This window comes from Dyella sp. PARNA 12/25, assembly GCF_055702865.1.
Genome location: NZ_JBVQCI010000008.1, coordinates 29,526 through 46,249, shown reverse-complemented (window position 1 = coordinate 46,249; position 16,724 = coordinate 29,526). Strand labels below are relative to the sequence as shown.

Genomic DNA, 16,724 nt, shown 5'->3' with positions numbered 1-16,724 from the left:
TCGACGATCCGTTCGCAACCCACCACGACAAGACCAGCATGCCTGACTCCAGCGCGCACCCGCCCGTTCGCGAGAACACCTTCCATCGCTCCATCGGACTGTTCTCGGGAACCGCGATCAACATGACGCAGATGTGCGGCATCGGGCCGTTCATCACCATACCCATCATGGTCGCCGCGATGGGCGGGCCACAGGCGGTGATCGGCTGGATTGCCGGCGCCATCCTGGCCATGGCCGATGGCCTGGTGTGGGCCGAACTCGGAGCAGCCATGCCAGGCTCGGGCGGCACTTATGTCTACCTGCGCGAGGCGTTCCAGTACCGCACCGGCAAGCTGATGCCGTTTCTGTTTATCTGGACCATGCTGCTTGCCATTCCCTTGCTGATGTCCACGGGCATCATCGGCATGGTGGAGTATCTGCAGTTCTTCTTCCCCCAACTTGGCTGGTGGCCGGTGCACCTCATCGGCCTCGCGTCGACCGCTCTCGTCATCTGGATGCTTTACCGCCGCATCGAGTCGGTTCGCGCGATCACCATCGCGTTGTGGATCATCATGCTGGTATCCGTCATCGGCGTGTCGGCGGCGGGCTTCTCGCACTTCCATGCCGGCTACGCCTTTGCCTACCCCAGCGACATGTTTGGTGGTCACTTCTTCGTGGGGCTTGGTGCGGGCTTGATCATCGGCATCTACGACTACCTCGGCTACAACACCACCGCGTACATCGGCGATGAGTTGCGCAACCCGGGCCGGACCATGCCGGGCTCCATCATCGTTTCGGTAATCGCGATGATGTTTGTCTACCTGCTACTCAACATTAGCGTGCTTGGCGTGGCGCCGTGGCAGGAAATTGCCCAGTCCAAATCGGTCGCGTCGCTGGTGGTGGAGCGTAGCTGGGGACATATGGCCGCCGCCGTCATGACCATGCTCATCATCGTCACCGCGTTTGCGTCGGTATTTACCGGCCTGCTCGGTGGCTCGCGCGTGCCCTTCCAGGCGGCGCAGGACAAGGTGTTCCTCTCCGTATTCGGACACCTGCATGCCAAGCATGGCTTTCCACATGTGGCGCTGCTGGTGATGGGTGTGGTGACGGCCATCGGCACGTTCTTTGACCTGACCGAGGTCATCAACATGCTGCTGGCTGCGACCATCATCGTGCAGTCGATTGCGCAGATCGCCGCGTTGATCGTGCTGCGCAAGCGCCAGCCGAATCTGGAGCGACCGTACAAGCAATGGCTTTACCCGGTGCCGTGCGTTATCGCGCTGCTGGGTTGGATCTATGTGTACGTGTCTGCCTCGACGATGTCGCTGATCCTGTCCGGCCTGTGGATACTCGCTGGACTCGTGGTATTTGCGATCTGGGCGAGACTCAACCAGTCCTGGCCATTCGCGCCGGTCGAAGTACGCGAAACCTATCTCGAGAAGCATTGACGCCATGCCCATTTCCGCAAAGCACGCGCTCCCGATGATGATCGCGATGGCGATTTCTGCCACACCGGCCGCCATCGCGCAGACGACTTACAAGCCCACCCAGGTGCCTGCCGACGCTGGCACCGTCACTGCCATTGGCCACTGGCTGATTCAGGACACGGCGAAGGCGCAGCAGGACGGTGCCCAGGTTTCCACCATCGGCTTCGCCACCAAGGAGTGGTACCCGGTGAGCGGTCACGCCACGGTCATGGCTGGGCTGCTGGAGAATGGCGTACCGGAAAAAGGCTTACAGGAACGGGGCACATCCAGGACCGACGTGTTCTACAGCGACAACCTGCGTGCCGTGCAGGTGCCGGAGGCCAGCGGCAATCTCTTCGTGGTTCCCTGGTGGTATCGCACCGAGTTCTCGCTGCCGAAAGCCGGTGCCGGGCGGCATACGCTGTTGCGCACTAACGGCATGATCGCCAGCGCGGACCTGTGGGTAAACGGCCACCAGGTCGCCGATCACGCCAAGCTTGCCGGCGCATACCCGGTGAACGAGTTCGATGTCACCAGCTTGGTACACGCGGGCGCCAATGCCCTCGCCATGCGTGTGCATCCGGGCGATCCGCGCAAGGCGCTGTCGATTGGCTGGGTGGACTGGAACCCCACGCCACCGGACAACAACATGGGCCCGTGGCGTGGCGTGGATATCGTGCAGACCGGTCCGGTCGAGCTGAGTTATCCCCACGTTGTTTCTACGCTGCCGCTGCCCGATCTCTCGCATGCCGCGCTGGATGTGAAGGTGGAAGCGAAGAACCTCGATGCCGTGGCGCATGACGCGACCATCAGCGGCACCGTGGCCGGTGTTGCAGTCAAGCAGACGGTTCACCTCGCACCTGGCCAGACGCAAGTCGTTTCGTTCTCACCCAAGACAACGCCAGGCCTTGCGCTGGATCACCCGAAGATCTGGTGGCCATTGGGCATGGGCGATCATCCACTGTACCCGCTTGAGTTGACGGCTGCGGTCGATGGCGTCACCTCCGACCGGGCCGCCTCGACCTTTGGCGTTCGCAGCGTTACCTCCAACCTGACCAAGCAGGGCTATCGCCAGTTCTTCATCAACGGGAAGCCGGTGCTGATCCGTGGCGGCGGCTGGGCGCCCGACATGTTTCTGCGTGACGATCCCGCACGCATGGATGCCGAGTTCAGCTACGTCGTCAATCTCGGACTCAACACCATCCGCAGCGAGGGGAAGCTGGAGAATCAGCGCTTCTACGATCTCGCCGACCGCAACGGCATCATGATCCTGGCGGGTTGGGAGTGCTGCGACAAATGGGAGTCCGCCGCGAAAACGGGCGGCGAACCCTGGAGCGCCGCCGATATGAAAGTGGCTGAGGAGTCGATGGCCAGCGAAGCACGCCTGCTTCGCAACCATCCCTCCGTGATCGGTTTCTTTATCGGCAGCGACAATGCACCGCCGCCGCCCATCGCGAAGTTGTATGTCGATACGCTGCGCGCCGCGGACTGGAACTTGCCCATCATCTCGGCCGCCGTCCCCCAGGCGACCGCCGACGCCGGCCCTTCCGGCATGAAGATGGACGGGCCGTACGACTGGATACCGCCCGCTTATTGGTACACCGACAAGCTGGGCGGTGCCTATGGTTTCGATTCCGAAGTCAGCGCGGGCGCCGACATCCCACGACTGGAAGACGTCAAGCGCATGCTGTCGCCGCAGGAACAGGAGGCGCTGTGGAAGTACCCGGACGCGAGGCAGTACCACGCCTCCGCGGACTGGTCGACCTTCGCCGTGCTGACCCCCTTCGACAACGCATTGGCCAAGCGCTACGGCGCACCCAAGGATCTTGCCGACTATGTCGCCAAGGCCCAGCTCGATAACTACGACAACGTGCGCGCGCAGTTTGAGGCATTCAACGCACACATGGATGCGCCCAAGCCGGCCACGGGTGTCATCTACTGGATGCTCAACAACGCCTGGCCCTCATTGCACTGGCATCTGTACGACTACTACATGAATCCTGCTGGCGCGTATTTCGGCGCCAAGAAAGCCAACGAGCCGCTGCATATCCAGTATGCGTACGACGCCAACGGCGTCGTGCTGGTGAACCACACGCTGGATGATGCCCACGGTCTGCAAGCAAACATCCGCGTCCGCAACCTGGACGGCAGCGTGCGGTTCGAGAAGCACCTGCAGGGCATCGACCTTGCGGGAAATCGCACGCTGGCATTGGCCACGCTGCCGGCCATCGCCGACCTGTCCACCACCTACTTTGTCGAGCTTGACCTCGCTTCTGCTGATGGCAAGCCGGTGAGCCGCAACGTCTATTGGCTATCCACCAAAGCGGACAAACTCGACTGGCCAAAGTCGAACTGGTACCTGACCCCGCTGACGCAGTACGGCGACCTGACGGCGCTGCAGTCCTTGCCGGCTGCGACTAGCCAGGTGCGTGCAAGCACGCGGCGCGATGGCAATGACGACGTCACCACCGTCACGCTGACGGTACCTGAGTCATCCAAGGCCGCAGCGCTGTTTCAGCACGTCTCCATCAAGCGCGGCGCCAAGGGCGACCTTGCGCTGCCGATACGCTGGAATGACAATGACGTAACGCTGTGGCCGGGAGAGTCGATCACCCTGACCGCGCGTTATGCATCACAGGGGAAGGCTGTACCTGTCGTCGAAGTGAGTGGTTGGAACGTTCCAACCCAAAGCGCTCCGGCCGCAGCCACGCAGGGTACCGATCAGTGAAGACGCAAAGGCTTCCATGTCACGCGTGACCATCAACGATGTCGCCCGTGCATCGGACACCTCAAAGAAAACCGTATCGCGCGTGCTCAACAACGAGCCCAACGTGCGCGACGAGGTGCGGCAGCGCGTGCTGGCAGCCGTTGCTAAGCTCAACTACCGGCCGCTTACTTCGGCGCGCAGCCTGGCGGCAAACCGCTCTTTCATGGTCGGCCTGCTCTACGACAACCTGTCGCCGAGCTACATCATGGAAGTACAAGCCGGTGTACTGGAAGCGTGTGAGGCGCAGCAGTACAGCATGATGGTGCAGCCACTGGTGTCGACGGCACCGGATTTCGTTGAGCGCGTCGAAAGCATCCTCTCGCGTCACCAGCCCGATGGACTGATTCTGACGCCGCCCATCACTGACCACGCGAAGCTGCTCAATCATCTGCGCAAGATTGAACTACCGTTCGCCTCGATTGCTCCACGCCAACCCAAGGGTTGCATCGGTGTGATGCTCAGCGAGCGCGAAGCCGCCGCGGCCATGGTGGATCACCTGGTGTCGCTGGGACATCGTCGCATCGCCCACATCATTGGCGACCCCAAGCACGGCGCGGGCATCTGGCGCCTCGCCGGTTTCCGCGACGGCTTGCAGCGAGCGGGTTTGAAGGAGAATCCTGCGTACATGGTGCAGGGCCAGTTCTCCTTCGAGTCTGGCGTGGCTGCGGCCCGACGTTTGCTCGCACTGAAGAACCGCCCCACCGCCATATTCGCGGCGGACGACGACATGGCGGTCGGTGCGATCTGGGCAGCGGCAGAGGCTGGGGTGTCGGTTCCCGGCGAAATCTCCATCTGCGGCTTCGACGACACCACCATCGCCACGCAGGTGTGGCCCCTGCTGACCACCGTGCACCAACCGGTGCGCGACATGGGTAAGCGCGCCACTGAAGAACTGCTGCTACGCGTGCTGGGCAAGGGAGAAGCCAGCATGGTAGAAGTCGGCTACGACATGCGCATGCGCGCATCGACGGCCGCCGCACCCTGAACCAAGCCCCTTCTTGCAGCCCACGCCACTGATCGACCGGAGCACATGCATGCCTGTCACGCCGAACGCCAGCAACCCGTCACCGAAGTTCCACTTCATTTCCGGGCTGCCTCGCTCCGGCACCACGCTGCTTGCTGCCATCCTCAACCAGAACCCACGCTTCCGCGCCGGCATGACCAGTCCGCTCGCCGACATCATGGGCGTGGTGATCGCGGAAGCGAGCAGCAAGAACGATTTTTCGTTTGATGTTTCCGACGAGCAACGCGTGGCGGTGCTGCGCGGCCTGGTCGAAAACTTCTACTCGGTGCAGAACGGTGCGGGCGCGGTGTTCGACACCAGCCGGCTGTGGTGCAGTCGCATGCAGTTGCTCAACACGCTGTTTCCCGGGGTGAAGGTCATTGCGTGCGTGCGCCAGTTGGCCTGGGTGCTGGACAGCATGGAGCGCTTGGTTCAGAAGCAACCGGTAAGCGTCAGCAAGGTGTTCCGCTTCGACACCAACACCACGGTGTACTCACGCGTCGAAGCATTGACCGATCCACGTGGCATGGTGGGATTCGCCTACCAGGCCACCAAAGAGGCGTTCTACGGCCAGTACGCGCAAGACCACCTGCTGATGCTGACCTACGAAAGCCTGGTGCACGATCCGGCCGCGGCCATACGCGCGGTCTACCATTTTCTTGGCGAACCTTGGTTCGAGCACGACTTCGATAACATCGAATACCACGCCGATGAGTTCGACGCTCGCGTCGGCATGCCCGGCCTGCACTCTGTTCGACCGAAAGTCGAGGCCGTCGAACGCCAGCCGATCCTTCCGCGCGATATCTTCGGCCGCTTCGCGAACGAGGCGTTCTGGATGGATCCCAAGAACAACGTCAATCAGGTGCCTATCGTGTAAGGGGCATGTTGCTGCTACAGAGAACGAAGGCCGCTTACGCGGCCTTTGTCTCATCCGCTAGACGTCCATCCATGCAGCGGGTGGCGCCTGGCTGAACTGAACGCGTCAGCTATCGCGATGCGCCAGCGCGTAATCGATCGAGGCGCGTATCGCCGCCACCTGGGCGTCGTTGCATTGCTGCGGCGTGGCACGCGGGCTGTCCGGGTAGACCTCGGTGGTGGTGGCGTAGCGGGCGTTGGTAATGCCAGCGCACAGGCTCCACTGCTTGACAGGGAATTTGATGACGCCGGGTATCAGCAGGGGCGCGCCGATGATTTCGCCGCGGCCGTCGGCTTCAGCGATATGGGTCACGTTGGCCACCGCTTCGATCACGGCCTGCTGAAACGCGGGCTGCGGATGGTCGGCGTCATCCACCAGATAGAAGCCGTCCGGGATCTCGCCGGGCGCGTGCGGTTTGCCGTCGCGGGCGGCGAGGGCGGGGCGGAATTCTGATTCGTCCGAATCGGTGGTTTCGTGCAGGTCGATGTGCATAAGCACGCGCTCACGCAGCGGTTCCAGCAGGTTCACCAGCGCAGCGGATTCGCCTGACGGGCTGTCCTTGACGAAGTTGCGATTGGGATCGATCGCATCGGGATTCCAGCGGTGATTGCGCTCGTAGGCCCACGGGCTGACGCAGGGCACCACCAGCAGGTTGGCGCGACCCGCATAGTCGTGGCCATGTTGCTGCAGGAACTGCAGCGCGCCATGCACGCCGCTGGTTTCGTAGCCGTGCACGCCACCGGTCACCAGCAGCACGGGCAGATCTTCGCGCCAATGACGGCTGCGAACAGCGATCAAGGGGAAGTGTTCGGTGCCATAGTTCAGCGCGCCGTACTCAGTCACGTCGAAATCAGCGCGCAGTCGCTCGATGATGCTGAGCACATCATCGGCATAGCTGCGTTGCTTGACTTGCGTGGCGCGCCACGCGGCACGCTCCGCGTCACCCCAGGGTTGACCCGGTGTACCTATGGGATAGAAAGCCTGACTGCTCATGATGACGCCGTGGTGGTGAAGTGGCCGTACTCTACCACTGCGTCATGGGCAAGCCGCCACAGGCGGCACGAAGAGCTGCGCAGTCATTCGTGGGATCTTTTAGACACCCGCTCTTGCGTTGGCGCGAATCTGTGAGAGGGCATTGGAACCTATTTCGAAATACGAAGCTGCCAATAGAACCGAGCGTCATTCCCGCTTTCGCGGGAATGACGGGTAATAGGCGATGTCTGAAATTTGAGACAGGTTCTATCCGTCTCCAGCCTAACCTACGCGTGGGCTTCCTATCGGGCTATCACTGCTGTCTGTTCAAGCAAGGCTGTCACCGCATTCGCGACGGCCTGAGGCTGATCCAATGGCACGTCATGCGACGAGTGATCAACCACGATGCGCCGACCATGCGTGGTGGTGGCGAGTATCTGCGCCTGTGTCTTGTCTCTGGCCGCTTCCAGCATCTTGCGCATATCTGCTGGCGCGTCGGCATACGTATCCGATGCAGTGAGCATGATCATCGGTGTGGAGCCGTGCGTTTCCTTGCTGGACACGGGCTGGCCGAACACCACCATGTTGTCCTGGAGCTCGGACTGCATCGCGCGCCAGAACGCTGGCATGTATTTGTAGGCCGCGATGGCCGCATTCACTTTGGCGCTGGCCAGCGGGTTGCCGCTGGCCACGCAGTTGGCCAGCGCAGGCGGTGGCGACGCCAGTTGTTGTTTTTCCGCGCCGGCTTCGCACTGACGAATGAACGCGAAGCGTTGCTCACTCATCTGCTTCTCTTCCTGCGCCCAGTCCGGTGCAACAGAGACAACGTCTTGCGCGGGTGGATCCACCAGGACCATGCCGCTGACATCAGCCGGGTACCTGGTCGCGTATTGGCGAACGATGCTGCTGCCTCGGGAATGCCCTACCAGGATCAAGGGGGTTTTCAGGCCCGCGTGCTGAATCAGCGCATGCAAGTCTGCCGCTTCCGTGTCGAGGTTTCTCGGCAACGGGCCTTCGTCACTGAAGCCGAAGCCGGCGGGGTCGTAGGAGCACACTTTGGTCGATGTCGCCAACAGGGGTTGCACCCGGAACCAGGTGGTGGTGTCCGCGCGTGTGCCACCCTCGAGCAATACGGTTTGTGCGCCGCTACCTTCGCAACGGAGATTCAATTTGCGATCAGGCGCATTGCTGACGAGCGTGCCCGCCTGCGCGTAGCTTTCCGGAATACGTTGTAGAACATCGACCTGGGCTGTGCCCGTCGCGTGTGCACCCCCACCAGCAGCATCCCCAGTACTGCACTGCCTGCCTTCCATCGTTTCCCTTCCAAGGCTATCCCCTCAATGAGCCGCAGCTCGGCGAGCCGCCAGGCATGCGGTCTGATCGACTCGGGGTCGGCGCAAAAGTTCGCGGTGCTCGCAAGAAGACTCCCGCCTCGATGCGTCAAGGTTTACGGGACCACGCATCGATCGCCTTCACTTGTCGGCATCGAGAAAGCCGCCTTCCGGTGCGCGATGAGGCAAGGACCAGCCGAAATAGACCTCGGCTTCGTGAATCTGGTTGCCGCGAATCGTCAGCCGCTCGGCATTGCGGAACCGGTGACCGGCGCCTTCGGTGGCCTCGTAGACCACGAACACGTGCTCACCATGCTGCACCACCTCGATAAAGTCGAAGCCCGTCAGGTGCTCGCTATTGGGCCAACACCGATTCAAGTACGTGACCCGATTCAAGCGGTTGTCGCGTGGACTGGTGAAGTGAAAGTCCTCGGCAAGCAGCGCCTCGATGGCTGCCCGGTCCTTGTTCACATAGGCGAGGTAACAGGCGCGTGCAATGTCTTCGGGTTTGTTCGGCATGACCACTCTCCCAGGCTGCGCCCACGATGCGTGACAGGTGGGCCTTATGGTGACGACGAACCGTACGCGACCGGATCGACAGGGCAGCGAAGAGCTTGCGCGAACCTAACGCCGTGCACGTGACTTCAGGCACGTCCTGCCGTTCAACAAGCGGCGGGAGAATGCGCCACCGAGTAGCACCCGCCGTTTTTCCAACCCGGAGAAGGATCGGCCCATGACGTGGATGACGACTACGCGCCTTGCTGCGGCGTGCGCGGTTTTGCTGGGTGTTTCGCTTGCTGCTTCCGCCACTGACTCACCTGCTCCTGAGGTGTTTGCACCCGGCGTGGTGTCCGGGGCGGCCAATGAAGATTCCGCCGCATTCACGCCCGATGGCGCGACGGTGTTTTTCGACCGCATCAATTGGCCCAATGCGGTGATCCTGGAATCACACAAGGTCAATGGCACCTGGACCGCACCCACCATCGCGCCGTTCTCGGGGCAATGGCTGGATCACGACCCGGCGATGGCGCCGGATGGTTCATTCATCGTGTTCACCTCCAATCGCCCTGATGTGGAAGGTGGCAAAGCGTTAGATGCCGTGATGGCCAACGGCAAGGTGTCTCCAGGTTCGGGCGGCCATTTGTGGCGCGTGGATCGCAAGGGCAAAGGCTGGGGCCAACCGGTGCGCTTGCCGGATGAAGTGAACACCAGCACGCGCACTTATGCGCCGAGTGTGGCCGCCGATGGCAGCGTGTATTTCCAGAAGCCCGGCGATGATGACGACTTCCGTCTGTTTCGTACGCAGTATCGCGATGGTCATTACATGCCACCCGAGCCAGTGCTGCTAGGCGACGCCGCTGCGCACAAGCTGGACCCGGCCATTGCGCCGGACGAATCGTTCATCGTGTTCGATGCCAATTATTCCGGCAAGGACGATCCCGATCGCCTCTACATCGCGTTTCGCGAAGGCGACCATTGGGGCAAGCCGGTGGACCTCGGCGGCACCATCAATGTGAAAGGCCCCTGGGGCTCGCATCTGGGGCCGGATCACCGCACGCTGTATTTCAGCAGCATACGCTCGGTGCACGTCAGTTATCCACGCACGCGCGAGCAGGCTGCGCAAGACATTCAGCGCATGCAGAGCTGGGACAACGGCAGCGACAACATCTGGTCCGTGTCGTTGGCGCCCTGGATCGATGCACATCAGGCCTCGGCGCGCTGATCCCGGTGGGGAGGCGCGTGCATGCGTTGCCGCCGCCTCCGCTCGCCGTTAGAATTTCGTTCGTTCGGGTGTCCCGGGAAGTGTCTTTCCCGGGATGAAACGGGAAGCCGGTGCGTTGCTTGAAGCAATCAGTCCGGCGCTGCCCCCGCAACGGTAAGTGAGCGACTTCACCTAAGGACGAGATGCCACTGCGTTTAACGCGGGAAGGTGTCCTATGGTGCATGCGACAGGGCATGCCGCTCACAAGCCCGGAGACCGGCCCGACACGTTACGCGCGGCTCGCGGTGGGCGAGGCCGGACGTCGTGTTTGGCCGTGCCGCCTACCGCCGTTCTTCTTCCCACTGCTCTGCTGCGTCCCTTGAATCGTGGGTTGCGCGAGGGTGCGCGCCCAAAGGAACACGCATGAAGAAGACTCTGCTGGCAGCGTCGCTGCTCGCCGCCACCATGGCCGCCCAGGCCGCCGAATCGGATCAGACGCCGTCGCTGTCCACGGTGATCGTCACCGCCACGCGCACGTCCATCACTACTGACGAGGCACTGTCCTCGGTGACCGTGATCACCCGCGCCGACATCGATCGCCTGCAGCCAGCCTCGGTGCGCGACCTGCTGGTGGGCTTGCCGGGCGTGTCGTTTGCGCAATCTGGCGGACTGGGTCAGCAGAGCTCGCTGTTCCTGCGCGGCACCAATTCGACGCACGTGCTGGTGCTGATCGATGGCGTGCGCATTGGCGCGGTGGGCGCTGGCCTGCCGGCGTTCGAACAGATTCCGGTGGACCAGATTGAGCGCATCGAAATCGTGCGCGGCCCACGCTCCAGCCTGTATGGCGCCGACGCCATCGGTGGCGTGATCCAGATCTTTACCCGCCACGGCGCGCAGGACGGCAAGCTGGATCCGTCGCTCAGTCTCTCTGCCGGCAACCGCAGCTATGTGGATGGTCACGCCGGTCTTTCCGGTGGCGACTCGCACGCTTGGTTCAACGTAGGCCTGGGTGGTCAGTACACCAGCGGCATCCCTGCCTGCCGCGTGGGCGCCGCCGAGCTGGGCGTGGCCTGCTTTGTGGATCAGCCGGACAACGACGCCTACCGCAACTGGAACGGCATGGCCAATGGCGGCTACCGCTGGGACAACGGCACGGAGCTTTCCGCCACCTGGCTGCGCAGCAAGAACTTCGTGGAATTCGCCGGCAGCCCGTATGGCGGCAACCAGGCGGTGAACCAGCAGGAAGTGGCGGGCGCCAAGCTTGCCTTTACCCCGCTCGACGCGTGGAAGGTGACGCTCAACGCCGGCCAGAGCCGCGATGACTCCACGACGTACTTCCAGGGCGTCTACAACGACCCGTTCGCTCTCACGGAAACCTACTACCCGAAGACGAAGGTGGGCTACGCCAATTCGCGCCGCAATCAGGCCTCGTGGCAGAACGACGTGACGCTGGCCACCAACCAGCTGCTGACGGTGGGTGTGGACTACCAGCAGGAACACATCGACAGCGACACCGGCTATCTCAAAAGCACGCGTGAAGACACCGGCGTGTACGCGCAGTACATGGGCACGTTTGGTCGCAACGAAGTGCAGCTGTCCGCACGTCATGACCACAACGACCAGTTCGGCAACCACAACACCGGCGCGGTGGCGTGGGGTTATGCATTCGACTACGGCCTGCGCCTGTCGGCGAGCTACGGTACGGCGTTCCACGCGCCGACCTTCAACGACATCTACTACCCCTTCGGGCTGGGCAACCCCAACCTGAAGCCGGAGAAGTCGCGTTCGGGTGAGCTGGGCCTGAGCCAGAAGCAGGATTGGTGGAACTGGGCGGTGAACGTGTACCAGACCACCATCAGCGACCTGATCGTGCTGGACAGCAACTTCATTCCGCAGAACATCAGCCAGGCACGCATTCGCGGTTTGGAAGGCCAGCTCGGCGCCAACCTCGCCGGATGGCAGGTGCAGAGCTACTTCACCCTGATGCAGCCGAAGAACCGCGAAGGCGTGTACGACGGCAATCTGCTGCCGCGTCGCCCGGAGCAAACGGCCCGCGTGGATGTGGACCGTCGCTTCAATGCCTTTGGCGTGGGTGCGACGCTCTTCGCCTCAGGCAAGGCGTATGACGACCTTGCCAACGTGCATCGTCTTGGCGGTTACACCACAACGGATCTGCGCGCCAGCTACGACTTCATGCCCCACTGGAGCCTGGAGGCCAAGCTGGCCAACGTGTTCGACCGCAACTACGAGACGGCGTACTACTACAACCAGCCGGGTCGTACCTGGTACCTGACGGTGCGGTACAGCCCGTCGGTGCGTTGATCACCGTTCTAGTTCGCAGTGCTTAACGCTCGTCATCCCCGCGAAGGCGGGGATCCAGTGCCTTCGAAGCGCCAGAAAAAGTCACTGGACCCCCGCCTTCGCGGGGGTGACGAGCATGTGATGCTCCGTCTTACACCAACGGCTCGTTCGCGCCGAGCGTTTAGCCGCCTAAACGCCGTCCAATTATCTTGCACCAAGGCGCTCACTCAACCTCGCAGCGTCATCGCCAACTTAAGCCTTCTTAAGAAAGCAGACCTTCAGCACCAGACCCTTGATCTTGTCGGAGTTGCCTTCGATGTGTTCGGCATCTCCCTCGACCAGGCGAATATTGCGGATCACCGTGCCCTGCTTGAGCGGAATCGAGGAGCCCTTGACCTTCAGGTCCTTGATAACCGTGACCGTATCGCCGCTGTTGAGCACATTGCCGTTGACATCGCGCACCTGCAAGGCGGCGTCTTCCGACGCGGCAGCCACCTGCGGCCACTCGTGGGAGCAGTCGGGGCAAATGTAGTTGTCGCCGTCGGGGTAGGTGTTTTCCATGCCGCAGACGGGGCACGCGGGGATATCAGACATTGCGAAATCCAGCTCGGTGAAAACGCAATTATACGGCCTGTGGCGTAAGCACCAGGCAAGGCTGGCCTGCGGCCCTGTGTCGCCGGCCGCCCTCGGTCAGTTATGGCTCGCCGTGGCACGCAAAGCTCGCAAGAATGATGAACGCGTGAAGCCCACTCACCCACTTACGGCACATTCGCCGTTCACTGTTTAGGCGCATAAAGAGCGCCGAAGTGGGCCACTGCAACGTGTCTCCCATGCAGGCGCGACTGCAGCGCGTCCGCACCAACGGTCAGGGAACCCGTGAACCTGTTTGCGCCATTGATACGTCGACCGATCGGCACGTCGGTGCTGGCGATGGGGCTCGCGCTTGCGGGCCTGTGGGCTTATTTGCTGTTGGGTGTGGCGGCGCTGCCTTCGCTCGAGTTTCCGGGCATGGTGGTGTACGTGGAGGTGCCGGGTGCGAATGCGCAGACCATGGCCGCCACCGTCGCCGCACCGCTGGAACGCCACATAGGGCGTATCCCGGGCATCAAGGAGATGCACTCGGAGAGCAACGACGGCGCGACGTCGATCCGCGTGTTGTTCAACTTTGGCAACAACACCGACAAGCGCGCACGCGATGTGCAGGCGGCGATCAACGCGAGCATGGCCGACCTTCCGGCGAACATGCCGGTACCGCCGCGCTACTACAAGTTCAACACGGCGAATATTCCGGTGCTGTTGCTTTCGCTGACGTCCAAGACGCAGCCGCCCGACAAGCTGTTTGACCTGGCGGATACGCTGATCAATCCCACGCTGGCGCAAATACCAGGTGTGGCGCAGGTGCGCGTGATTGGTGGTAGACCTCGTGCGGTGCGGGTGGAACTTAATACAGCAGCGCTCGCCTCCAAGGGCCTCACGGCGAACGATGTGGCCAATGCGCTGCGCGCAGCGAACGTAACGTCGCCTCAGGGCGTACTGAGCGACGGCCGTACGCAAATGACGGTGACGGCGAATGACTCGCTGCGCAACCCGGAGGAATTTGCCAACCTGTTGATCGCCACGCACAACGGCGCGCCGGTGCGGCTCTCCGACGTGGCGCATGTGGTGAACGGGCAACAGGACGAGTATCAGGCCGCCTGGTTCAATGACCAGCGCGCGGTGGCGATACGCATCAGCAAGCGCCCGGAGGCGAATGCGGTGGCAACGGCCGATGCCATTCGCGCGAAGCTGCCGATCATGCGTGCGTGGTTGCCGGCGGATTTGCAGATTACGCCCATCTTTGACCTGACCCAGACCACCAAGTCCGCACTGCATGAGGTGCAGATAGCCCTGATGCTCAGCGTGGTGATGGTGGCGGCGGTGATGCTGGTGTTTCTGCGCCGCATTGGCCCCACGCTGATTGCCATGCTGAGCGTTCCGTTGTCGCTGGCGGGCGCGTTTACGGTGATGTGGTCGCTGGGTTACACGCTCAATACGCTGTCGCTGGTGGCATTGGTGCTGTGCATTGGCTTTGTGGTGGACGATGCGATTGTGGTGATCGAGAACATCGTGCGCCACATGGAGAACGGTACGCCACCACTGGAAGCCTCGCTAGTGGGTGTGAAGGAAATTGGTTTCACGGTGGTGTCGATCACGCTGTCGTTGATTGCGGTGTTTGCGCCGCTGTTGTTTGGCAACAACCAGTTCACCACCTTGCTTCGCGAGTTCTCGGTGACGCTGGCATCGGCGGTGGTGATCTCTGCGATTATTTCGCTGTCGCTAACGCCCGCGCTTTGTGGACGCTACCTGACCCTGGAGAACACAGGCGATCGCGCGCCGAACCGAATGGAACAAGCGCTAGCGCGCTTTGATCGTGGCCTGCACCACGTTTACGAACGCGCGCTGGACTGGGCCATGCGTCACCGCCGCCTGATGCGTTGGCAGCCAGTGATTCTGCTGGCGTTGACGTTTGGCATGGCGACACTGGTGGTGAAGCTGTTCGGCTTCAATTTCATGCCGGCGGAAGATATCGGCATGATTCAGGGCGATGTACGCGCGGATGCCAATATCTCTCCCACGCTGATGGCCCAGCGAGCGCAGCGTGCCGCCGCCATCATGCGGTCCGACCCCGCTGTGTTGGATGTCACCACGTTTCTTGGCAGCGACAACCTGGGTGGTGCGGTGGGCAATCAGGCAACCATGTTTGTGGACCTGAAGCCGAAAGGTCACGGGCCCGGCGAACGCCCTGATTCCATCAAGGATGTGGTCGAGCGGCTCAACAAGAGCTACCAGAAGCTGCCGGAATTGCGGGTAGCGCTCAGTTCCATTGGCTTCTTCAACGACAACGAGGACAGCAATCGCGGCAGCCAGAGCTTTCAGCTGATCAGCAGCGACAATATCGACCTGCAGCCCTGGGCGCTGAAAGTGACCTCCATGATGCGCAAGCACAAGGAGTTTCACGACGTCAGCAGCGACTACGACGATATCGACAAGCAACAGATGATGGTGGTGGACCGCGCGGCAGCAAGCCGCCTGCACCTGAACATGGGGTTGGTGGATACGGCGCTGTATAACGCGTTTGGCCAGCGCCAGGTGTCGATCATCTACTCGGACATCAACCAGTACTGGGTGGTGATCAGCTCGTCGGCGGAGCGGTCGCTGAGCCCAGCCACCCTGCTGAACACCTACGTGCGCAGCGACCAGGGCAGCATGGTGCCGCTTTCGGCGGTGGCGCATATCTCGCCCAGCGTGACACCGTCGTTCGTGATCCACACCAATCAGCTGGAAGCAGCACAGATCTACTACAACATCGACCACGACTTTCCGCAGGACAAAGCCATGGCGCTGATCGAGCAGATCGTGGCCGAAGCCCGCCTGCCGGCGGGTGTGCAGCTGGGTTATTCAGGCAATGCGAAGGATCTGGAGGAAACGCGGTCCAACGCGAATGTGCTGATGATTGGCTCGATCCTGGCGATGTATATCGTGCTGGGCATTCTCTACGAGAGTCTTGGCCACCCGCTGACCATTCTTTCTACCTTGCCGGCGGCGGGTGCCGGGGCGTTCCTGGCGATGCTGGCAACAGGCATGTCGATGTCGCTCATGGCGATCATCGCGATCTTGATGTTGATCGGCATTGTGAAGAAGAACGCGATTCTGATGGTCGACTTTGCGTTGGTGGCGCAGCGAGAGCGCGGGTTGTCGCCGCCCGATGCGATCCGGGAGGCGGCACTGGTGCGCTTCCGCCCGATCACCATGACGACGTTGGTGGCCATGGGCGCAGCCTTGCCGTTGGCGGTTGGCTTTGGCATTGGCTCCGAGTTGCGACAGCCCTTGGGTGTGGCGATTGTGGGTGGGTTGCTGGTGTCGCAGTTACTGACGTTGTTGAGTACGCCGGCGATTTATTTGTGGAATTACGACCGGAAGGTGCGCAAGGAAGCGCGGCGAGCGAAGAGGGCGGCGAAGCGGGGGTTGAAGGAGCAGCCGGCGGTGGGGTGATCGCTTGTTTGAGACGATGGTGCAAGGTTGACCCCTCACCCCAACCCTCTCCCCGGAGGGGAGAGGGAGCAAAAGCGCACAGCGCTCTGCTTTAAGTCCTCCGTTCAACTGCGCTCGCTGGGTAGCCGCTGTGTTCGAGGTGGATCGCACAATAGCAATCTAGCCTCGGTTGGTAGGCTCGTGTCCAACACCATGCTGCCAGCTCTCAAGGCCGTTTTCTTTGGGTTACTTTTGACGCGAAGCTAATCCCCGTGG

The 16,724-nt window shown here is 61.9% G+C and carries 11 protein-coding genes and 1 riboswitch; of the genes, 7 read left to right on the top strand and 4 right to left on the bottom strand.

The window, feature by feature from the left end:
- Window positions 1–38 precede the first annotated feature (38 nt).
- The 4 genes from AC0GUR_RS15260 to AC0GUR_RS15245 are packed head-to-tail and all read left to right on the top strand — an operon-like array spanning window position 39 to window position 6,092.
- Window positions 39–1,427 carry an APC family permease gene (locus AC0GUR_RS15260; RefSeq protein WP_472878353.1) on the top strand — a complete coding sequence of 463 codons (1,389 nt, stop codon included), beginning with the start codon at window positions 39–41 and terminating at the stop codon, window positions 1,425–1,427.
- A gap of 4 nt (window positions 1,428–1,431) precedes the next feature.
- Entirely contained in the window at window positions 1,432–4,173 is a 2,742-nt protein-coding gene (locus AC0GUR_RS15255) for a glycoside hydrolase family 2 protein (protein WP_472878352.1), read from the top strand.
- Window positions 4,174–4,189: 16 nt separating this feature from the next.
- Window positions 4,190–5,197, top strand: coding sequence for a LacI family DNA-binding transcriptional regulator (locus AC0GUR_RS15250; protein ID WP_472878351.1), 1,008 nt, complete (start codon window positions 4,190–4,192; stop codon window positions 5,195–5,197).
- A gap of 49 nt (window positions 5,198–5,246) precedes the next feature.
- Window positions 5,247–6,092, top strand: a complete 846-nt coding sequence (locus tag AC0GUR_RS15245) for a sulfotransferase family protein (protein WP_472878350.1) — start codon at window positions 5,247–5,249, stop codon at window positions 6,090–6,092.
- A gap of 105 nt (window positions 6,093–6,197) precedes the next feature.
- Here the strand turns inward: AC0GUR_RS15245 and AC0GUR_RS15240 are convergent, their stop codons facing one another.
- The 3 genes from AC0GUR_RS15240 to AC0GUR_RS15230 all read right to left on the bottom strand — a co-directional run bounded on the left by AC0GUR_RS15240 (window position 6,198) and on the right by AC0GUR_RS15230 (window position 8,953).
- Window positions 6,198–7,124, bottom strand: a complete 927-nt coding sequence (locus tag AC0GUR_RS15240; protein ID WP_472878349.1) for a M14 family metallopeptidase — start codon at window positions 7,122–7,124, stop codon at window positions 6,198–6,200.
- A 281-nt stretch (window positions 7,125–7,405) separates the two neighbouring features.
- On the bottom strand, window positions 7,406–8,416 hold the full coding sequence (locus AC0GUR_RS15235) for an alpha/beta fold hydrolase (RefSeq protein WP_472878348.1): 1,011 nt from the start codon (window positions 8,414–8,416) through the stop codon (window positions 7,406–7,408).
- A 159-nt stretch (window positions 8,417–8,575) separates the two neighbouring features.
- Window positions 8,576–8,953, bottom strand: coding sequence for a nuclear transport factor 2 family protein (locus AC0GUR_RS15230; protein WP_472878347.1), 378 nt, complete (start codon window positions 8,951–8,953; stop codon window positions 8,576–8,578).
- Between the two features lie 214 nt (window positions 8,954–9,167).
- Here AC0GUR_RS15230 and AC0GUR_RS15225 point away from each other — a divergent pair, with 214 nt between their 5' ends.
- Together AC0GUR_RS15225 and btuB are read left to right on the top strand one after the other, a co-directional pair.
- Window positions 9,168–10,157 carry a TolB family protein gene (locus AC0GUR_RS15225; protein WP_472878346.1) on the top strand — a complete coding sequence of 330 codons (990 nt, stop codon included), beginning with the start codon at window positions 9,168–9,170 and terminating at the stop codon, window positions 10,155–10,157.
- Between the two features lie 49 nt (window positions 10,158–10,206).
- Window positions 10,207–10,435, top strand: a riboswitch (cobalamin riboswitch).
- Between the two features lie 124 nt (window positions 10,436–10,559).
- Window positions 10,560–12,458 carry a TonB-dependent vitamin B12 receptor gene (gene btuB, locus AC0GUR_RS15220; protein ID WP_472878345.1) on the top strand — a complete coding sequence of 633 codons (1,899 nt, stop codon included), beginning with the start codon at window positions 10,560–10,562 and terminating at the stop codon, window positions 12,456–12,458.
- Between the two features lie 231 nt (window positions 12,459–12,689).
- On the opposite strand, the gene AC0GUR_RS15215 is transcribed toward btuB, so the two are convergent.
- Window positions 12,690–13,031, bottom strand: coding sequence for a zinc ribbon domain-containing protein YjdM (locus tag AC0GUR_RS15215; RefSeq protein WP_472878344.1), 342 nt, complete (start codon window positions 13,029–13,031; stop codon window positions 12,690–12,692).
- Window positions 13,032–13,313: 282 nt separating this feature from the next.
- Between AC0GUR_RS15215 and AC0GUR_RS15210 the strand changes: the two genes are divergently transcribed.
- Window positions 13,314–16,469 (top strand): efflux RND transporter permease subunit, encoded by a 3,156-nt coding sequence (locus AC0GUR_RS15210; protein ID WP_472878343.1) that lies wholly within the window; start codon window positions 13,314–13,316, stop codon window positions 16,467–16,469.
- The last annotated feature ends 255 nt before the right edge of the window (window positions 16,470–16,724 follow it).